14 protein-coding genes and 1 pseudogene are annotated in these 17,422 nt (G+C 74.9%); 14 read left to right on the top strand and 1 reads right to left on the bottom strand.

All coding sequences use genetic code 11. From position 1 onward, the window contains the following. Positions 1 to 159: 159 nt before the first annotated feature. From ssd to ACIGHB_RS08345, 7 genes and pseudogenes are all read left to right on the top strand, one after another. The gene (gene ssd / locus ACIGHB_RS08375) at positions 160 to 1,221 is read left to right on the top strand and encodes a septum site-determining protein Ssd (RefSeq protein ID WP_360306810.1); all 1,062 of its coding nucleotides are present in this window, start codon (positions 160 to 162) and stop codon (positions 1,219 to 1,221) included. Beyond that, complete coding sequence (locus ACIGHB_RS08370; RefSeq protein WP_399910683.1) at positions 1,218 to 2,438, top strand: TadA family conjugal transfer-associated ATPase; 1,221 nt, start codon at positions 1,218 to 1,220, stop codon at positions 2,436 to 2,438. The genes ssd and ACIGHB_RS08370 overlap by 4 nt, the downstream gene beginning before the upstream one ends. Next, positions 2,435 to 3,304: a type II secretion system F family protein gene (locus ACIGHB_RS08365; RefSeq protein ID WP_399910680.1), complete on the top strand. Its 870-nt coding sequence runs from the start codon at positions 2,435 to 2,437 to the stop codon at positions 3,302 to 3,304. Before ACIGHB_RS08370 ends, ACIGHB_RS08365 begins: the two co-directional genes overlap by 4 nt. After that, complete coding sequence (locus ACIGHB_RS08360) at positions 3,294 to 4,088, top strand: type II secretion system F family protein (RefSeq protein WP_399910677.1); 795 nt, start codon at positions 3,294 to 3,296, stop codon at positions 4,086 to 4,088. The genes ACIGHB_RS08365 and ACIGHB_RS08360 overlap by 11 nt, the downstream gene beginning before the upstream one ends. Positions 4,089 to 4,142: 54 nt before the next feature. After that, complete coding sequence (locus ACIGHB_RS08355; protein WP_360322004.1) at positions 4,143 to 4,364, top strand: DUF4244 domain-containing protein; 222 nt, start codon at positions 4,143 to 4,145, stop codon at positions 4,362 to 4,364. Beyond that, positions 4,351 to 4,764: a TadE family type IV pilus minor pilin gene (locus ACIGHB_RS08350; RefSeq protein ID WP_399910674.1), complete on the top strand. Its 414-nt coding sequence runs from the start codon at positions 4,351 to 4,353 to the stop codon at positions 4,762 to 4,764. The genes ACIGHB_RS08355 and ACIGHB_RS08350 overlap by 14 nt, the downstream gene beginning before the upstream one ends. Beyond that, positions 4,761 to 5,030 (top strand): annotated as a pseudogene (locus tag ACIGHB_RS08345) (Rv3654c family TadE-like protein); the annotation flags it as partial. The gene ACIGHB_RS08350 and the pseudogene ACIGHB_RS08345, both read left to right, overlap by 4 nt. 40 nt (positions 5,031 to 5,070) lie before the next feature. On the opposite strand, the gene ACIGHB_RS08340 reads toward ACIGHB_RS08345, so the two are convergent. Next, positions 5,071 to 7,677, bottom strand: a complete 2,607-nt coding sequence (locus ACIGHB_RS08340) for a DEAD/DEAH box helicase (RefSeq protein ID WP_399910671.1) — start codon at positions 7,675 to 7,677, stop codon at positions 5,071 to 5,073. Positions 7,678 to 7,757: 80 nt separating this feature from the next. On the opposite strand from ACIGHB_RS08340, the gene ACIGHB_RS08335 reads away from it, so the two are divergent. From ACIGHB_RS08335 to topA, 7 genes are all read left to right on the top strand, one after another. Continuing rightward, positions 7,758 to 8,111 (top strand): STAS domain-containing protein, encoded by a 354-nt coding sequence (locus ACIGHB_RS08335; protein WP_030749286.1) that lies wholly within the window; start codon positions 7,758 to 7,760, stop codon positions 8,109 to 8,111. 12 nt (positions 8,112 to 8,123) lie between these two features. Then, complete coding sequence (locus ACIGHB_RS08330; RefSeq protein ID WP_360321994.1) at positions 8,124 to 8,594, top strand: ATP-binding protein; 471 nt, start codon at positions 8,124 to 8,126, stop codon at positions 8,592 to 8,594. A 329-nt stretch (positions 8,595 to 8,923) separates the two neighbouring features. Then, positions 8,924 to 11,251 carry a sodium-translocating pyrophosphatase gene (locus ACIGHB_RS08325; protein WP_399910666.1) on the top strand — a complete coding sequence of 776 codons (2,328 nt, stop codon included), beginning with the start codon at positions 8,924 to 8,926 and terminating at the stop codon, positions 11,249 to 11,251. 162 nt (positions 11,252 to 11,413) lie between these two features. Beyond that, a complete protein-coding gene (locus ACIGHB_RS08320) occupies positions 11,414 to 12,070 on the top strand; it encodes a small secreted protein (protein ID WP_399910663.1) in 657 nt (218 codons plus the stop codon). Between the two features lie 370 nt (positions 12,071 to 12,440). Continuing rightward, the gene (locus ACIGHB_RS08315) at positions 12,441 to 13,994 is read left to right on the top strand and encodes a methyltransferase (RefSeq protein WP_399910660.1); all 1,554 of its coding nucleotides are present in this window, start codon (positions 12,441 to 12,443) and stop codon (positions 13,992 to 13,994) included. 164 nt (positions 13,995 to 14,158) lie between these two features. Continuing rightward, entirely contained in the window at positions 14,159 to 14,356 is a 198-nt protein-coding gene (locus ACIGHB_RS08310) for a hypothetical protein (RefSeq protein WP_360314672.1), read from the top strand. 238 nt (positions 14,357 to 14,594) lie between these two features. After that, the gene (gene topA / locus ACIGHB_RS08305; RefSeq protein ID WP_399910656.1) at positions 14,595 to 17,417 is read left to right on the top strand and encodes a type I DNA topoisomerase; all 2,823 of its coding nucleotides are present in this window, start codon (positions 14,595 to 14,597) and stop codon (positions 17,415 to 17,417) included. Positions 17,418 to 17,422 lie beyond the last annotated feature (5 nt).

Below are 17,422 nucleotides of genomic sequence, written 5' to 3'. Positions count from 1 at the left end.
GAGGACGCGAGGCGGGGTGTGCGCGTCTCGCGGGCGGAGCGCGGCGGGGGCGGGATCAGGGACGGCGAAGGGGTGCGGGACCGCGAGGGAGCGTGGCGTGGGGACGGCGCCCGGGTCGGAGGAGCCCGGGACGGAGAAGGGGCGCCGGACGGGGAAGGGGTGCGCGGGCCCGGCCCGCTGATCGTCACCGAGGACGTCGTCCTCCTCGACGACCTGCTGCGGCTGTGCGCCGCGGCCGGCGTCGAGCCCGAGGTGCACCACCGGGTGCCCGAGCGACGGACGAGCTGGACCGATCCCCCGCTCGTCCTGGTCGGCGAGGACGTGGCGGCCCGCTGCCGGGGAGCCACCCGGAGGCCCGGGGTCGTCCTCGTCGGGCGCGCCCAGGACGATCCGGCGGTGTGGCGGCTCGCCGTCGAGATCGGCGCCGACAGCGTTCTGCGGCTGCCGGGCGCCGAGTCCCTCCTGGTCGACCGGATCGCGGACGCCGCCGAAGACGGCGGCAGGACCGCGCTGACCGTCGGCGTCGTCGGCGGGCGGGGCGGGGCCGGTGCCTCCACCCTCGCCTGCGGGCTCGCGCTCGCCGCCGCCCGCACCGGCCGGCCGACCCTGCTCGTCGACGGCGACCCGCTCGGCGGAGGGCTCGACGTGCTCCTCGGGGCCGAGCGGGAGAAGGGCAGGCGCTGGGGCGACTTCGCCGCCTCCAAGGGCCGCCTGGCCGGTGGCGCCCTCGCCGAGTCGCTGCCCGCCGCCCGGGGCGTGCGGGTGCTCAGCTGGGGCCGCGAGCCCACCGCCGCCGTACCGCCCGAAGCGGTGCGGTCCGTGCTCGCGGCGGCCCGCCGCCGGGGCGGGGTCGTCGTGGTCGATCTGCCGCGCGCCGTCGACGAGGCCGGGGCCGAGGCCCTCGCCCAGCTCGACCTCGGCCTCCTCGTCGTCCCCGGCGAGCTGCGGGCGGTCGCCGCCGCCCACCGGATCACCGACACCCTCTCCCTGCTCGTGCGCGACCTGCGGGCCGTGGTCCGGGGGCCGTACGCGGCGGGGCTCGACGAGCGCTGGGTCGCCGACGCGCTCCGGCTGCCGCTCGCCGGCGAACTCCCCTACGACCCCGGCATCGGGACCGACCAGGACACGGGCGCACCGCCGGGCGCCGAGCCCCGGGGGCCGCTCGGCCGCTTCTGCGCCGCTTTCTGGGAGCGCGCGCTGCCCGCCGGAGGTGCGGCATGACGGCGACCGGGACGGGAGCCACCGGGACGGCGGCCGTCCCGCGCGGGGGCACCCCGGCCGTGCGGCCCGGTAGTGCCGGACTGCTCGACGCCGTGCGGCAGCGGCTCGCGGCGAGCGGCGCCGAGCCCACCCCGGCGCGGGTGGCCGCCGCGCTGCGGGCCCAAGGCCGGCTGCTCGGGCACGCCGAGGTGCTGGGCGCCGCCGAGGAACTGCGGTGCGAGCTCACCGGCGCGGGGCCGCTGGAGGCCCTGCTGGCCGACCCCGACGTGACCGACGTGCTCGTCTCGGCGCCGGACCGGGTCTGGGTCGACCGGGGCGCCGGCCTGGAGCGGGCGCCCGTCGTCTTCGCCGACGCCGCCGCCGTCCGCAGGCTCGCCCAGCGGCTCGCGGCCGTGGCCGGACGCCGCCTCGACGACGCCCGGCCCTGGGTGGACGCGCGACTGCCCGACGGCACCCGCATGCACGCGGTCCTCCCGCCGGTCGCCGTCGGCTCCACCTGCCTCTCGCTGCGGGTGATGCGCCCCCGCGCCTTCACCCTGGACGAGCTGACCGCGGCGGGCACCGTGCCGCCGGGCGGCGACCGGGTTCTGCGCGCGCTGATCGAGGCCCGGGTGTCGTACCTGGTCAGCGGCGGTACGGGGACCGGCAAGACGACGCTCCTCGCGGCCCTGCTCGGTCTGGTGGGCGAGCGGGAGCGGATCGTCCTCGCCGAGGACTCGGCCGAGCTGCGACCGGACCACCCCCATGTGGTCCGGCTGGAGGCCCGGCCGCCGAACCAGGAGGGCGCCGGACTGGTCACCCTCCGGGACCTGGTGCGCCAGGCCCTGCGGATGCGGCCCGACCGACTGGTGGTCGGCGAGGTCCGCGGCGGCGAGGCCGTCGACCTCCTGGCGGCCCTCAACACGGGCCACGAGGGCGGTTCGGGGACGCTGCACGCCAACACGGCAGCCGACGTGCCCGCGCGGCTCGAAGCGCTCGGCACGGCCGCCGGGCTCGACCGGGCCGCCCTGCACAGCCAGCTCGCCGCCGGCCTGTCCGCCGTGCTGCACCTGGTGCGGGACCGCGACGGGCGGCGCCGGATCGCCGAGGTCCATGTGCTGGAGCGGGACCGGGCCGGTCTGGTACGGACGGTGCCCGCGCTCCGCTGGGACCCGGCCGGGTTCGAGCGGGAGCGGGGCTGGCCACGGCTGCGCGCGCTCGTCGGAGGTGCCCTGTGACGGACACGGAGTTCGCCGTGATCTGCGTCTGGGCGTGCGCCCTCCTCGCCCTCTGGCGGGCGGCGGGGCGTCGCCGGGCGGTTCGACGGCTGGCGGCCCTGCTCCTCGGGCCGGACACGGCCCACGGGAGCGGTGTGGCCGGCTGGGCGGCCGCGGTGCGCTGGTGGGCGGCGGTCCGGGCGCGGCCCGAGTGGCTGTGTCTGCCCGCCGCCGGGCTGATCGCGCTCGCGGGGGAGTCGCCGCTGCCGCTCGTCGCGGGGGCGCCGGCGGTTCCGCTGGTGCGGGCCCGGCTCAGGGCGAGTGCCCGGCGCGGGGAGCGCGAGGCGCTGGCCGGGCGGGTGGTGGCCCTGTGCGAGGCCGCGGGGGGTGAGCTGAGGGCCGGCCGGCAGCCCGGCCCCGCCCTCGCCTACGCGGCCCGCCGCACCGGCGCCCTCGGTCCCGAGGAGGCGCGGGTGCTCGCCGCGGTCGGCTTCGGCGGCGACGTGCCGGAGGCGTTGCGGGCGGCGGCCCGCCGGGAGGGCGCCGAAGGGCTCGCCGGCCTTGCGGCCTGCTGGCAGGTGGCCGTCGACAGCGGGGCGGGGCTCGCGGCCGGGCTCGACCGGCTGGAGTCGGCACTCCGCGAGCGGCAGGAGCGGCGTGAGGGACTGCGGGCCGAACTGGCCGGGGCCTGGGCCACGGTGGCCGTGCTCGCGGCCCTCCCGGTGGCCGGGATCGGCATGGGCGCGGCCATGGGCGCGGAACCGCTGCGGGTCCTGCTCCACACGCCCGCCGGAGCGATCTGCCTCCTCGTGGGCTGCGGGCTCGAGGCGGCGGGGCTGTGGTGGGCCGCGCGGATCGTGCGGGGAGGCGGCGTCGATGCGGAGTGAACTGATCCGGGTGGCCGCGCTGTCGCTCCTGTTCTGCTGGCTCCTCGGCCGTGCCTGGCTGCGGCTGGGGCGGGCGGGGCGGGAGCGTGGCACCCGGCGGCGGCTCGCCGCTCTGGCGGCGCGTCCCGAAGCGCGGCCCGCCGTGCGAGGGGTGCCGGCGCGGCTGGCGGCAGGGCTGCGGGAGGTGCCGGTCCGGGTGCGGGTCGCGGTCGTCGGGGGCGTCCTGGGAGCCGGCGTCGTCCTCGGCTGGCCGGCGGCGCTCGCGGCCGGTGCGGGCGGTGCCCTCGGCGCCCGCTGGTGGCTGCGGCGGACCGGGGCCTCCCGGGTGCCGGCCGTCGACCGGGAGGCGGCACGGCAACTGCCGCAGGCGGCCGATCTGCTGGCGGCCTGTGCCTCGGCGGGGGCAGGGCCGGGGGAGGCGGCGGAAGCCGTGGGGCGGTCGATGGGCGGGCCGCTCGGCGAGCGGCTGCTGCGGACCGCCGCCGAACTGCGGCTCGGCGGCGAACCGGCCGAGGTGTGGGGGAGGTTCGGCGCGATACCGGGCGCCGAGGGGCTGGCCCGCTGCATGGAGCGGGCGGGCGTCTCCGGGGCACCCGCCGCGGACGCCGTCGCCCGGCACGCGGCGGGGCTGCGAGCGGCGAGCGCCCGCACCGCCACCGCGCGGGCCCGCAGGGCCCAGGTGCTGATCAGCGCGCCGGTGGGGCTGTGCTTCCTGCCCGCCTTCCTCGCGGTCGGGGTGGCCCCGGTGGTGATCGGCCTGGCGTCGGGCCTGCTCGGCCACTGAGCACGCACATGCAGGACGAAGAAACGGAACGGAACGGAAGGAATGAGGAGCGAGATGGGAAAGACGTACGCGTGGGCGCGGAAGGCGCTGGGGAACTTCTGGGAGAGCCGGCGGGCCGCACTGCGGACCGACACCGGGATGAGCACCGTCGAGTACGCGCTCGGGCTGCTCACGGTGGCCGGCGTGGCCGTGATGTTCTCCAAGGTCATGACGGGCGGGAGCGTCGCCGGCGCCCTGGAGTCGATGGTCATGAAGGCCCTCGATGCGCCGTTCTGAGGGCGACCGGGGCTCCGTGACGGTGGAGGCGGCGATCGTGCTGCCGGTGCTGGCGCTCTTCGCGATGGCGCTGCTGTGGGCGCTGGTGGCGTCCGCCGCGCAGATCCGGTGCGTGGACGCGGCCAGGGCCGGGGCACGGGCCGCTGCCCGGTCGGAGCCCGCGGCGGCGGTCACCGCCGCCGCCCGGGCCGCCGCGCCCGAGGGCGCCAGGGTGGCGGTCGTACGGGAGGGGGAGCTGTGGCGGGTCACGGTGGAGGCGGCCGCGCCGGGACCGGGCGGGCTGGGCGTGACCCTGCGCGCCGGGGCCGCGGCAATGGCCGAGGACGGCATCAGGGGCGGGGGCGGGGGCGGGAGCGGTGGGGATGTCAGTCCTGGGGCCGGAGGAGGTGGAGCGGTGTGAGGCGCGGAACCGGTGACCGGGGGGCCGCGACGGTGTGGACGGCCTTCACGGCGTGTGCCCTCTGCGTGGTCTTCGGCGCGGTGCTGGCGCTCGGGCAGGCGGTGGCCGTACGGCACCGGGCCGGCGGTGCGGCGGATCTCGCGGCCCTGGCCGCCGCCGACCGGGCCCTGTGGGGCGAGCCGCAGGCGTGTGCGGCGGCCGCCCGGGTGGCCGCCGCCCAGGGCGCCGAGCTGGTGCGGTGCGCCGTGGCCGGGGCGGAGGCGGAGGTGACGGCGCGGGTGGTCCGCGGCCCCTGGGCCCCGGCGGTCAGGGCGCGGGCGGGCCCTGACCGGCCGCCGCCTCTCCCGCCGCCGACGGTTCCTCGTTCGACGGATTCGCCCCCGCCGCCGACCGGTGCTCGGCTCGCGGATCCGCCTCCGCTTCCGGTGTCGTCAACGCTTCCGGTGTCGTCGACGCTTCCGGGGGCTCGGGGGCTGTCCGGAGGAGTTGGGTGAGGAGGCGGACGGCGCCTCGCTTGTGGAGGGGGTCGTTGCCGTTGCCGCACTTGGGGGACTGGATGCAGGAGGGGCAGCCCGCCTCGCACTCGCAGGAGGCGATCGCCTCGCGGGTGGCGGTGAGCCAGGCCCGGGCGGTGTGGAAGGCGCGCTCGGCGAACCCGGCGCCGCCCGGGTGGCCGTCGTACACGAAGACGGTCGGCAGCAGGGTGTCCGGGTGGAGCGGGACGGAGACGCCGCCGATGTCCCAGCGGTCGCAGGTGGCGAAGAGCGGCAGCATGCCGATGGAGGCGTGCTCGGCGGCGTGCAGGGCGCCGCCGAGGATCTCCGGGGTGATCCGGGCGGCGTCGAGCTGGTCCTCGGTGACTGTCCACCACACGGCCCGGGTGCGCAGGGTGCGGGGCGGCAGGTCGAGCTTGGTCTCGCCCAGCACCTCGCCCGTGATCAGCCGGCGGCGCAGGAAGGAGACGACCTGGTTGGTGACCTCGACGGAGCCGTAGCAGAGGCGGCCCGAGCCCCAGGGGATCTCGGTGTCGGTCTCCAGGACGCGGATGGAGGTGGTGTCGCGGGCGGTGGTCGAGTAGGGCGGGACGGCCTCCTCGACGAGGGCGACGGAGTCCTCCAGGTCCAGCTTCCTGACCAGGTAGGTGCGGCCCTGGTGGAGGTGGACGGCGCCCTCGTGGACGGTGGTGTGGGAGGCGGCCTCGTCGACCGTCCCGAGGAGCCGGCCGGTGCCCTCCTCGACGATCCGGACCGGGTTGCCGCCGCCGCCCCGGATGTCGGCGAGGTCGGCGGCCCGCTCGCGGCGGGTCCAGTACCAGCCGCCGGCGCGGCGGCGGAGCAGCCCGGCGGCCTCCAGCTGGGGCATGAGGCCGGGCGTCGCGGGGCCGAACAGGGCCAGGTCGGCCTCGGTGAGCGGGAGCTCGGAGGCGGCGGCGCAGAGATGGGGGGTGAGGACGTAGGGGTTGTCGGGATCCAGGACGGTCGACTCGACCGGCTGGTCGAAGATCGCCTCGGGGTGGTGGACGAGGAAGGTGTCCAGCGGGTCGTCACGGGCGATCATGACGGCGAGGGCGCCCTCGCCGGAGCGGCCCGCCCGGCCGGCCTGCTGCCACAGCGAGGCCCGGGTGCCGGGGTAGCCGGCGATGAGGACGGCATCGAGGCCGGAGACGTCCACGCCGAGTTCCAGGGCGGTGGTGGCGGCGAGGCCGAGGAGTTCCCCGGAGTGCAGGGCCCGCTCCAGGGCGCGCCGCTCCTCGGGCAGGTAGCCGCCCCGGTAGGCGGCGACCCGCCGGGCGAGCGCCCGGTCGGTCTCGGCGAGCCGTTCCTGGGCGATGACCGAGATGAGCTCGGCGCCGCGCCGGGAGCGGACGAAGGCGACCGAGCGGACGCCCTGCCGGGTGAGGTCGGTGAGCAGGTCGGCGGTCTCGGCGGTGGCGGTGCGGCGGACCGGGGCGCCGCGCTCGCCGTGCAGGTCGGTGAGGGGCGGCTCCCACAGGGCGAAGACCAGCTCGCCGCGTGGGGAGGCGTCGTCGGAGACCTCGGTGACGGGCAGGCCGGTGAGCCGTCCGGCGGCGCGTGCCGGGTCGGCGGAGGTGGCGGAGGCGAGGAGGAAGACCGGCTCGGAGCCGTACCGGGCGCAGACCCGGCGCAGCCGGCGCAGGACCTGGGCGACGTGGGAGCCGAAGACGCCCCGGTAGGTGTGGCACTCGTCGATGACGACGTAGCGCAGGGAGCGCAGGAAGGAGGACCACCTGGGGTGGGAGGGAAGGATGCCCCGGTGCAGCATGTCGGGGTTGGTGAGCACGTAGTTCGCGTACTGGCGGACCCACTCGCGTTCCTCGACCGGGGTGTCGCCGTCGTAGACGGCGGGCCGGATCCGGTTGCCGAGCGGGGCGGCGAGCTCCCGGACGGCGCGGCGCTGGTCGGCGGCGAGGGCCTTGGTGGGGGAGAGGTAGAGGGCGGTCGCGCCGCGGCCGTTCGCGGCCTCCGCGCCGTCGAGGAGCGTGGAGAGGACGGGGGTGAGGTAGGCGAGCGACTTGCCCGAGGCGGTTCCTGTGGCGATCACCACGGACTCGCCGTCGAGGGCGTGCTCGGCGGCCTCCGCCTGGTGGGCCCAGGGGTGCTCGATGCCGGCGTCCTGGATCGCGGCGATCACCTCGGAGCGGATGCGGTCCGGCCAGACGGCATGGCGGCCCGTTCGAGCGGGCATGTGCTCCATATGAGTGATGCGCGCGGCGCGGCTCTCGCCGGACGTGAGCCGTTCGAGGACCCGGTGCGGGGAGGGGCGGCTGCCCGTGTCCCCGGCGGGTCGAGCGGTGCGCTGATTCTTGGCCATCGGCACCGAGTGTGTCACCGGCGTGACGGACAATGCTTCCAAGGCGTCGTGCATGGCTGCTGGTAAGTGATTGAATGCCATCGCGGCTGGTGATTCGTTCTTCGACTCCGCCCGGGAGATCCGAGGGGGCGAACGCCCGATAGCAAGGTGCTGGAGGATCCGTGGACCTGTCCCTGTCGACTCGCACTGTGCCCGGAGCTGGCGGCGACCGTACGGTCGTCGAGGTCGGTGGCGAGATTGATGTTTATACCGCGCCCAAGCTGCGCGAGCAGTTGGTCGAGTTGGTGAACGACGGCAGTTACCACCTGGTCGTCGACATGGAGGGAGTGGACTTCCTCGACTCCACCGGACTCGGCGTGCTCGTGGGCGGCCTGAAGCGGGTGCGCGCGCACGAGGGCTCGCTGCGCCTGGTCTGCAACCAGGAGCGCATTCTCAAGATCTTCCGGATCACGGGCCTGACCAAGGTCTTCCCGATCCACACGTCGGTCGACGAGGCCGTCAACGCGGTCGACTGACCGGGGGATCCCATGGCCACCGTTGAACTCCGCTTCAGTGCCCAGCCCGAGCACGTCCGTACGGCCCGCCTGGTGGCGGCCGCGGTCGCCCGCCGGGCCGGGGTGGACGAGGCGGTTCTCGACGAGGTGCGGCTCGCCGTCGGCGAGGCGTGTTCCCGCGCGGTCGGGCTGCACCGCAGCAACGGCGTCACCACGCCCATCCGGGTCGTGCTGACCGAGGAGGAGAAGACGTTCTCCATCGAGGTCGGCGACGAGGTGCCCGGAGCGGGTGCGGCCGGTGCCGGCGGTGTGCCCGGCGCGCGCGCCGGTGACCCGGCGGAGGCCGCCGACGAGGCGGACGCCGACGGGGAGGACGAGATGGGTCTCGCGGTGATCCGCGGGCTCGTCGACGACGTCGAGGTGCTCGCCGGCGAGGACGGCGGCACCATCCGGATGAACTGGCCCACCACCCCGGCGGAGGCGGACGCGGACATCATGTCCTGACCCCGCGCCCCCGTGGGCGAGACGTACGCGAAGAGGCCCCGCCCCACCCGGCGGGGCCTCTTCGCGTACCGCGCCGTACGGGGCGCGTGGGCTTCGTCGCGCATCTCCCCGTCCGGGGCGGGAACCTCTTCGCGTATCCCCCCGTCCGGGGCGCGCGGGGCCTCAACGGGAAGGTCCTTGCCCGGGCGGGCGGGGCCGCGGTGCGTGCGTCTCTGTCCGGAGGTGGGAGCCTCTCGTAGCGCCGTGGTCGGGGCAATCGATGGATTCCGGCGGGGTGGGGGGGTCTGGGACGGGGTTTGTCATGGTTCGGCTGCCTATGATCCGTGCCCATGCACCCGGAAATGGTCCAGGCCCCCGCCGCCCTCGCCGCGGCGGTGCTCACCAGCGGGAACCGGACGATCGTCTACGTCATCGCCGGGGTCGCCCTCGCCGCACTGGTCACCGCGCGGCTCTTCGGCCGCCAGGTGCTCAAGGCCGACGAGGGCACCCCGGCGATGCGGCGGATCGCCGCCGCCGTGCAGGAGGGCGCCAACGCCTACCTCGCCCGCCAGCTGCGCACCATCGCGCTCTTCGCCGTCGTCGTCTTCCTCCTGCTCCTCGCGCTCCCCGCCGACTCCTGGTCGCAGCGGGCCGGCCGCTCGCTGTTCTTCCTGGTCGGGGCGTTGTTCTCGGCGGTCACCGGTTACGTCGGGATGCGGCTCGCCGTGCGCGCCAACGTCCGGGTCGCCGCCGCCGCCCGGGAGGCCGCCCCCGCCCCCGGCGAACCCGGCCGCGATCCCGCCGAGGCCGCCCACCGGGCCATGCGGATCGCCTTCCGCACCGGCGGGGTGGTGGGCATGTCCACGGTCGGTCTCGGGCTGCTCGGCGCCGCCTGCGTCGTCCTCGTCTACGCCGCCGACGCGCCCAAGGTCCTGGAGGGCTTCGGCCTCGGCGCCGCCCTCATCGCCATGTTCATGCGGGTCGGCGGCGGCATCTTCACCAAGGCCGCCGACGTCGGCGCCGACCTGGTCGGCAAGGTCGAGCAGGGCATCCCCGAGGACGACCCCCGCAACGCCGCCACCATCGCCGACAACGTGGGTGACAACGTCGGCGACTGCGCGGGCATGGCCGCCGACCTCTTCGAGTCGTACGCCGTCACCCTCGTCGCCGCCCTCATCCTCGGCAAGGCCGCCTTCGGCGACCACGGCCTGGTCTTCCCGCTGATCGTGCCCGCGATCGGCGTGCTCACCGCCGTCGTCGGCATCCTCGCCGTCGCGCCCCGCCGCTCCGACCGGGGCGGGATGCGCGCCGTCGACCGCGGCTTCTTCGTCTCCGCGGTCGTCTCCCTCGTCCTCGTCGCCGTCGCCGCCTTCGTCTATCTGCCGTCGTCCTACGCCGAGCTGGCCGGCGTCACCGAACCGGGGCTGACCGGGCACGACGGCGACCCCCGGGTCCTCGCGCTCGTCGCCGTCGCCATCGGCATCGTCCTCGCCGCGCTGATCCAGCGGCTCACCGGCTACTTCACCGAGACCGGCCGCCGGCCCGTCCAGGACATCGGCCGCTCCGCGCTCACCGGCCCCGCCACCGTCGTCCTCGCCGGCGTCGCCATCGGCCTGGAGTCCGCCGTCTACGCGGCGCTGCTCATCGCCCTCGCCGTCTACGGCGCCTTCCTGCTCGCCGGCGCCTCCGTGATGCTGGCGCTCTTCGCGGTCGCGCTCGCCGGAACCGGGCTGCTCACCACCGTCGGCGTGATCGTCGCCATGGACACCTTCGGTCCGGTCGCCGACAACGCGCAGGGCATCGCGGAGATGTCCGGGGACGTGCGGGGCGCCGGCGCGCAGGTCCTCACCGAGCTGGACGCCGTCGGCAACACCACCAAGGCGATCACCAAGGGCATCGCGATCGCGACCGCCGTCCTCGCCGCCGCCGCGCTCTTCGGCTCGTACCGGGACGCCATCGCCGGCTCGGTCGCCGAGGTCGGCGCCAGGGCCGGGGAGCTGAGCCTCTCCATGGACATCTCCCAGCCCAACAACCTCGTCGGGCTGATCCTCGGCGCCGCCGTCGTCTTCCTCTTCTCCGGACTGGCCGTCAACGCGGTCTCACGGTCCGCGGGTTCGGTGGTGTACGAGGTGCGGCGGCAGTTCCGCGAGCACCCCGGGATCATGGACGGCAGCGAGACCCCCGAGTACGGGCGGGTCGTCGACATCTGCACCAAGGACGCGCTGCGCGAACTCGCCACGCCCGGGCTGCTCGCCGTCACCGCCCCGGTCGCCGTCGGCTTCGCGCTCGGCGTCGGCCCGCTCGGCGCGTACCTCGCCGGGGCGATCGGCACCGGCGCGCTGATGGCCGTCTTCCTCGCCAACTCCGGCGGCGCCTGGGACAACGCGAAGAAGCTGGTCGAGGACGGCAACCACGGAGGCAAGGGCAGCCCCGCGCACGAGGCGACGGTGATCGGCGACACCGTCGGCGACCCGTTCAAGGACACCGCGGGGCCCGCGATCAACCCGCTCCTGAAGGTGATGAACCTGGTGGCGCTGCTGATCGCCCCAGCGGTGGTGCGCTTCGGCCACGGCGAGGACGCGAACCCCTGGGTGCGGGCCGGGATCGCCGTCCTGGCCCTGCTCGTCGTGGTGGTCGCCGTCCGCGTCTCGAAGCGGCGTCCGGTGGCCGTCGCCTGACGTGGCGTCCGTCTCATTTCGGGAGCGCGCGGGGTGTCCCGAAGCCCCGCGCCGCTTGGTTCAAAAGGATTCAACACGGGAGGAATCCATCGTACGAAAGGTGGAAGTCACCCGCGCGGCGTGTATGTTCCGGGGCCGAGAGTCTTGGAAGGGACCGATCCGGTGAACAAGAAGCTTGCGGCAGCGCTGTCCGGCGGTGCGGTACTGGTGCTCGTGCTGTCCGGCTGCAGCGACGACGAGGGCGACAAGGTCAACGACTGGGCCAAGTCGTTCTGCGACCAGGCGAAGCCGCAGATCCAGAAGCGGGCCGACGCCCACCAGATCATCATCTCGACCGCGGCGGACAGCCGTCCGGCGGAGATCCAGGCCGCCGACTCCAAGGCGTTCAAGGACATCGCGGACGCGGACCGGGCGCTGGCCAAGGCCGTGGAGACCGCGGGCGTCCCGCCGGTCGCCAACGGCGAGCAGACCCAGAAGGACGTCATCGCGGAGCTCAACGAGACCGCCGTCGCCTACGACGCGCTGAAGAAGCAGGTCGACGCGCTCGACCCGTCGAACCAGCAGAAGTTCGCGGAAGGTCTGAAGGACGTCGCCGACGGCCTCACCAAGATCGAGAAGATGGACCAGAACGCGCTGGCCACCCTGGAGAACGGCGAGCTGGGCCAGGCCATGGCCAAGCAGCCGGGCTGCCAGAAGCCGACGCCGTCGGCGCCGAAGACGCCGACCGGCTCCGCGTCCCCGAAGGCGGGCTCCACGGCCACGGCTACGCCCAGCGGTTCCGCCTCGCCGAAGCCGAAGACCTCCGCGTCCGCCGAGTAGGCGGAACGGGCAGGGCAGGCGGAACGGGCGGGGCAGGCGAGGCAGGCGGGCCAGGCGGGGCAAGCGGGCCAGGCGGGGCTGGCGGGGCAGCGACGCGGAGCGGCGCGCGGCCGGCGGCGGGTGGCCCGGTGGCCGGCCGCCGCGCCGTCGGGCTGTCGGGCTGCCGGCCCCCAGCGGCCGCGTCCGTTGGCGCCACGCCGTCGGCGTCCGGCGTCCCATAGCCGGCCGCCATGCCGTCGGCATACCGTCGCCCGTCGCCCGTCGCCCGTCGCCCGTCGCCCGTCGCCCGTCGCCCCTCGCCCGTCGCCCCTCGCCCCTCGCCGGGCTGTCGGTGCCCGGGTTGTCGGTGGTGGCCGTCACAATGGAGCGCGTGAGTACGACCAGCCTGACCACCAGCCTCCCGGTGCCCGCGCACGCCGCCCGACTGCGCGAGGCCCTGCTCGCCGCGGACTTCACCGCCGACGGTCTGCTCGACCTGCTCGGCGCCCCCGCCTACGCGGCGCTCGCCCGCAGCGAGACCGTGCCCGCCCTGCGCGCCACCCGCGGCGACTCCCCGCTGGAGACCCTCGTCCGGCTCTTCCTGCTCCAGCAGGCCGTCGAGCCCGCGCGGGCCGCCGCCGCGCTCCCGCTGGCGGAGGCCCTGGCCGACGGCTGGGTGACCGAGGCGGACGGCGCCGTGCGCGCGACCGTCGACGTGCGGCCGTACGGCGGCCCGGACGGCGAGGACTGGTTCATCGTCTCCGACCTGGGCTGCGCCGTCGGCGGCGCCGGCGGCATCGGCAGCAAGGAGGAAGGCGTCGTCCTCGGCGTCGGCGGCGCCTCCACCACGCTCGCCGGCCTCACCGTCCGCACCCCGGTCGCCGCCGCGCTCGACCTCGGCACCGGCTCCGGCATCCAGGCCCTCCACGCCGCCCAGCACAGCACCCTGGTCACCGCCACCGACCTCAACCCGCGGGCGCTGGACTTCACCCGGCTGACGCTCGCCCTCTCCGGGGCCCGCGAGGCCGAGCTCTTGACCGGCTCGCTCTACGAGCCGGTCGACGGCGACACGTACGACCTGATCGTCTCCAACCCGCCGTTCGTGATCTCCCCCGGCACCGGACTCACCTACCGGGACGGCGGGATGAGCGGCGACGACCTGTGCCGCACCCTCGTCCAGCAGGCCGGCGAGCGGCTGAACGACGGGGGGTACGCCCAGTTCCTCGCCAACTGGCAGCACGTCGACGGCGAGGAGTGGCAGGACCGGCTCCGCTCCTGGGTGCCGCGCGGCTGCGACGCCTGGATCGTGCAGCGCGAGGTCCAGGACGTCACCCAGTACACCGAGCTGTGGCTGCGCGACAGCGGCGACCACCGCGGCGACCCGGAGGCGTACCGGGCGGCGTACGACCGCTGGATGGACGCCTTCGACGCGAGCGGGACCCGGTCGATCGGCTTCGGCTGGATCACCCTGCGGCGCGACCCGGCGGTGGCCGCGGGCGAGGCCGAGCCGTCGATCGTGATCGAGGAGTGGCCCCACCCGGTCGAGCAGCCGCTCGGCCCCACGGTCCGCGCCCACTTCGAGCGCCAGGAGTACCTCCGCACCCGCGACGACGCCGCCCTCCTCGAGGACAGCTTCACCCTCGCCCCCGAGGTGGTGCAGGAGCAGGTCGGGCTGCCCGGAGCCGAGGACCCCGAGCACGTCGTCCTGCGCCAGAACCGGGGCATGCGCCGCGCCACCCGGGTCGACCACGTCGGCGCCGGCTTCGCGGGCGTCTGCGACGGCACCCTCAGCGCCGGCCGGATCCTCGACGCGATCGCCCAGCTCATGGGCGAGGACCCGGTGCTGCTGCGGGACCGCACCCCGCAGGCCATCCGCCTCCTCGTCGAAGAGGGCTTCCTCACGCCGGAATCCCTGCTTCCGGAGGAGAAGCCGGCCTCGGAGTAGTGGGGCACTACCGGCCATCTTCGTGAAACCGGACGGCCCGGCCCGCGTCGTTCACCCGGAATTCGCGTCCCTGACGCCGGAAGCTGTCAGCCTCCCTTCCAGGACACCCCCGGGGAGACACAGACCGCGCGGGTACGACGCCGGGACGGGAAGCGGGTACGGGCATGGAGAGCGGGCCGGCGATCTTCGCGGGAACGGCGTTCGCGCTGTTCGGAGGCGCGCTGCTGCTGTGGACCACGGTCCGCGTCCGGCACGGCGAGCCCGTCGCGCTCGGGGTCGCCCCGCGGGCCGCCGCCGTCGTCGCGGGCCTCGCCGGGGCGCTCTTCCTCGCCCTCGGCGTCTGGTGCTTCGGACGCCTCTGAGCCGCGCCCCGCGCCACCCGCTGAGACGCGCTCCACACCCGGTCGCCCCGCCGGTCCGGCAGTCCGGGCGGCAGGAAGGGCAGGAGTCGGGTTACCGTTCGAGTGGCCGTTGCGGGCTTTCCCTGTTTGACACGGGGGCGGGTTGTACCGTCACACTCCGCAGCGACGCCAGCGCCACCCCGTGTGTCGCTGACGTGCGTGCCAGCGCAGACCGCGTCGACCGGAGAGAAGAGCGAAGTTGTCCCCGACCAGCGAGACCGCACACGGCGGCCGCCGACTCGTCATCGTCGAGTCGCCTGCCAAGGCGAAGACGATCAAGGGCTACCTCGGCCCCGGCTACGTCGTCGAGGCGAGCGTCGGGCACATCCGTGACCTCCCCAGCGGCGCCGCCGAGGTGCCGGAGAAGTACACCGGCGAGGTGCGCCGCCTCGGCGTCGACGTCGAGCACGACTTCCAGCCCATCTACGTCGTCAACGCGGACAAGAAGGCGCAGGTCAAGAAGCTCAAGGAGCTGCTGGCCGAGTCCGACGAGCTCTTCCTCGCCACCGATGAGGACCGCGAGGGCGAGGCCATCGCGTGGCACCTCCAGGAAGTCCTCAAGCCCAAGGTCCCCGTCCACCGGATGGTCTTCCACGAGATCACCAAGGACGCGATCCAGGCCGCCGTCTCCAACCCGCGCGAGCTCAACCAGCGGATGGTCGACGCCCAGGAGACCCGCCGCATCCTCGACCGCCTCTACGGCTACGAGGTCTCGCCGGTCCTGTGGAAGAAGGTCATGCCGAAGCTGTCGGCGGGCCGCGTGCAGTCCGTCGCCACCCGGCTCGTCGTCGAGCGCGAGCGCGAGCGCATCGCCTTCCGCTCCGCCGAGTACTGGGACCTCACCGGCACCTTCTCCACCGGCCGCGCCGGAGACGCCTCCGACCCGTCCACGCTGGTCGCCCGCCTCGCGGCGGTCGACGGCAAGCGCGTCGCGCAGGGCCGTGACTTCGGCGCCGACGGGCGGCTGAAGAGCGAGACGGTGCTCCACCTCGACGAGGCGAACGCCCGCGCGCTCGCCGCCGCCCTCGCCGACACCCGCTTCGCGGTCCGCTCGGTCGAGTCGAAGCCGTACCGCCGCTCCCCGTACGCGCCCTTCCGCACCACCACCCTCCAGCAGGAGGCCAGCCGCAAGCTCGGCTTCGGTGCCAAGGCGACCATGCAGGTGGCGCAGAAGCTGTACGAGAACGGCTTCATCACCTACATGCGTACGGACTCCACCGTGCTCTCCGACACGGCCGTCACCGCGGCCCGCGCCCAGGTGACGCAGCTGTACGGCGCCGACTACCTGCCGGAGAAGCCGCGCGTCTACGCGGGCAAGGTCAAGAACGCCCAGGAGGCGCACGAGGCGATCCGGCCTTCGGGTGATCGTTTCCGCACCCCGGCCGAGACCGGTCTGACCGGCGACCAGTTCAAGCTGTACGAACTCATCTGGAAGCGGACCGTCGCCTCCCAGATGAAGGACGCCACCGGCAACTCCGTCACCGTGAAGATCGGCGGCACCTCCGCCGACGGCCGCGACGCCGAGTTCTCGGCCTCCGGCAAGACCATCACCTTCCACGGCTTCATGAAGGCGTACGTCGAGGGCGCCGACGACCCGAACGCGGAGCTCGACGACCGCGAGCGGCGCCTCCCGCAGGTCGCCGAGGGCGACGCGCTCGCCGCCGAGGAGATCACCGCCGACGGCCACGCCACCAAGCCGCCCGCCCGCTACACCGAGGCCACCCTGGTCAAGGAGCTGGAAGAGCGCGAGATCGGCCGCCCGTCGACGTACGCCTCGATCATCGGCACCATCCTCGACCGCGGCTACGTCTTCAAGAAGGGCACGGCCCTCGTGCCGTCCTTCCTGTCCTTCGCCGTCGTCAACCTGCTGGAGAAGCACTTCGGCCGGCTCGTCGACTACGACTTCACCGCCAAGATGGAGGACGACCTCGACCGCATCGCGCGCGGCGAGGCCCAGTCCGTGCCGTGGCTGAAGCGTTTCTACTTCGGCGAGGGCGAGGGGGCCGCGACGGGCGGCGCCGCCGACGCGGGCAACGGCGACGGCGACCACCTCGGCGGCCTCAAGGAGCTCGTCACCGACCTCGGCGCCATCGACGCCCGCGAGATCTCCTCCTTCCCCGTCGGCGACGGCATCGTGCTCCGCGTCGGCCGCTACGGCCCCTACGTCGAGCGCGGCGAGAAGGACCAGGAGGGCCACCAGCGGGCCGACGTCCCCGAGGACCTCGCCCCCGACGAGCTGACCATCGCCCACGCCGAGGAGCTGCTGGCCAAGCCCAGCGGCGACTTCGAGCTCGGCACCGATCCGGTCAGCGGCAACCCGATCATCGCCCGGGACGGCCGCTACGGCCCGTACGTCACCGAGGTCCTCCCCGAGGGCACCCCGAAGACCGGCAAGAACGCGGTCAAGGCGCGCACCGCCTCCCTCTTCAAGACGATGTCCCTCGACACCGTCACCCTGGAGGACGCGCTCAAGCTGATGTCACTGCCGCGCGTCGTCGGCGCCGACGCCGAGGGCGTCGAGATCACCGCGCAGAACGGCCGGTACGGCCCGTACCTGAAGAAGGGCACCGACTCGCGCTCGCTGACCAGCGAGGACCAGCTCTTCACCATCACGCTGGAAGAGGCGCTCGCGATCTACGCCCAGCCCAAGCAGCGTGGCCGGGCCGCCGCCAAGCCCCCGCTGAAGGAGCTCGGCACCGACCCCGTCAGCGAGAAGCCCGTCGTCGTCAAGGACGGCCGCTTCGGCCCGTACGTCACCGACGGCGAGACCAACGCGACCCTGCGCACCGGCGACAGCGTCGAGACGATCACGCCCGAGCGCGGCTACGAGCTCCTCGCCGAGAAGCGCGCCAAGGGACCGGCGAAGAAGACCGCCAAGAAGGCCCCGGCGAAGAAGGCCCCGGCGAAGAAGACCGCGGCCAAGAAGACGGCCGCGAAGAAGACCACCGCGGCCAAGAAGACGACGGCGGCCAAGAAGACGACCGCCGCCGCCAAGAAGGCAGCGGCGGCCAAGCCGGAGTAGTCGCG

Source organism: Streptomyces sp. NPDC085460, assembly GCF_044541975.1.
Classification (GTDB): Bacteria; Actinomycetota; Actinomycetes; order Streptomycetales; family Streptomycetaceae; genus Streptomyces.
Note: the sequence above shows the minus strand (reverse complement) of the source record. Positions and strands in the feature narration are given on the sequence as shown.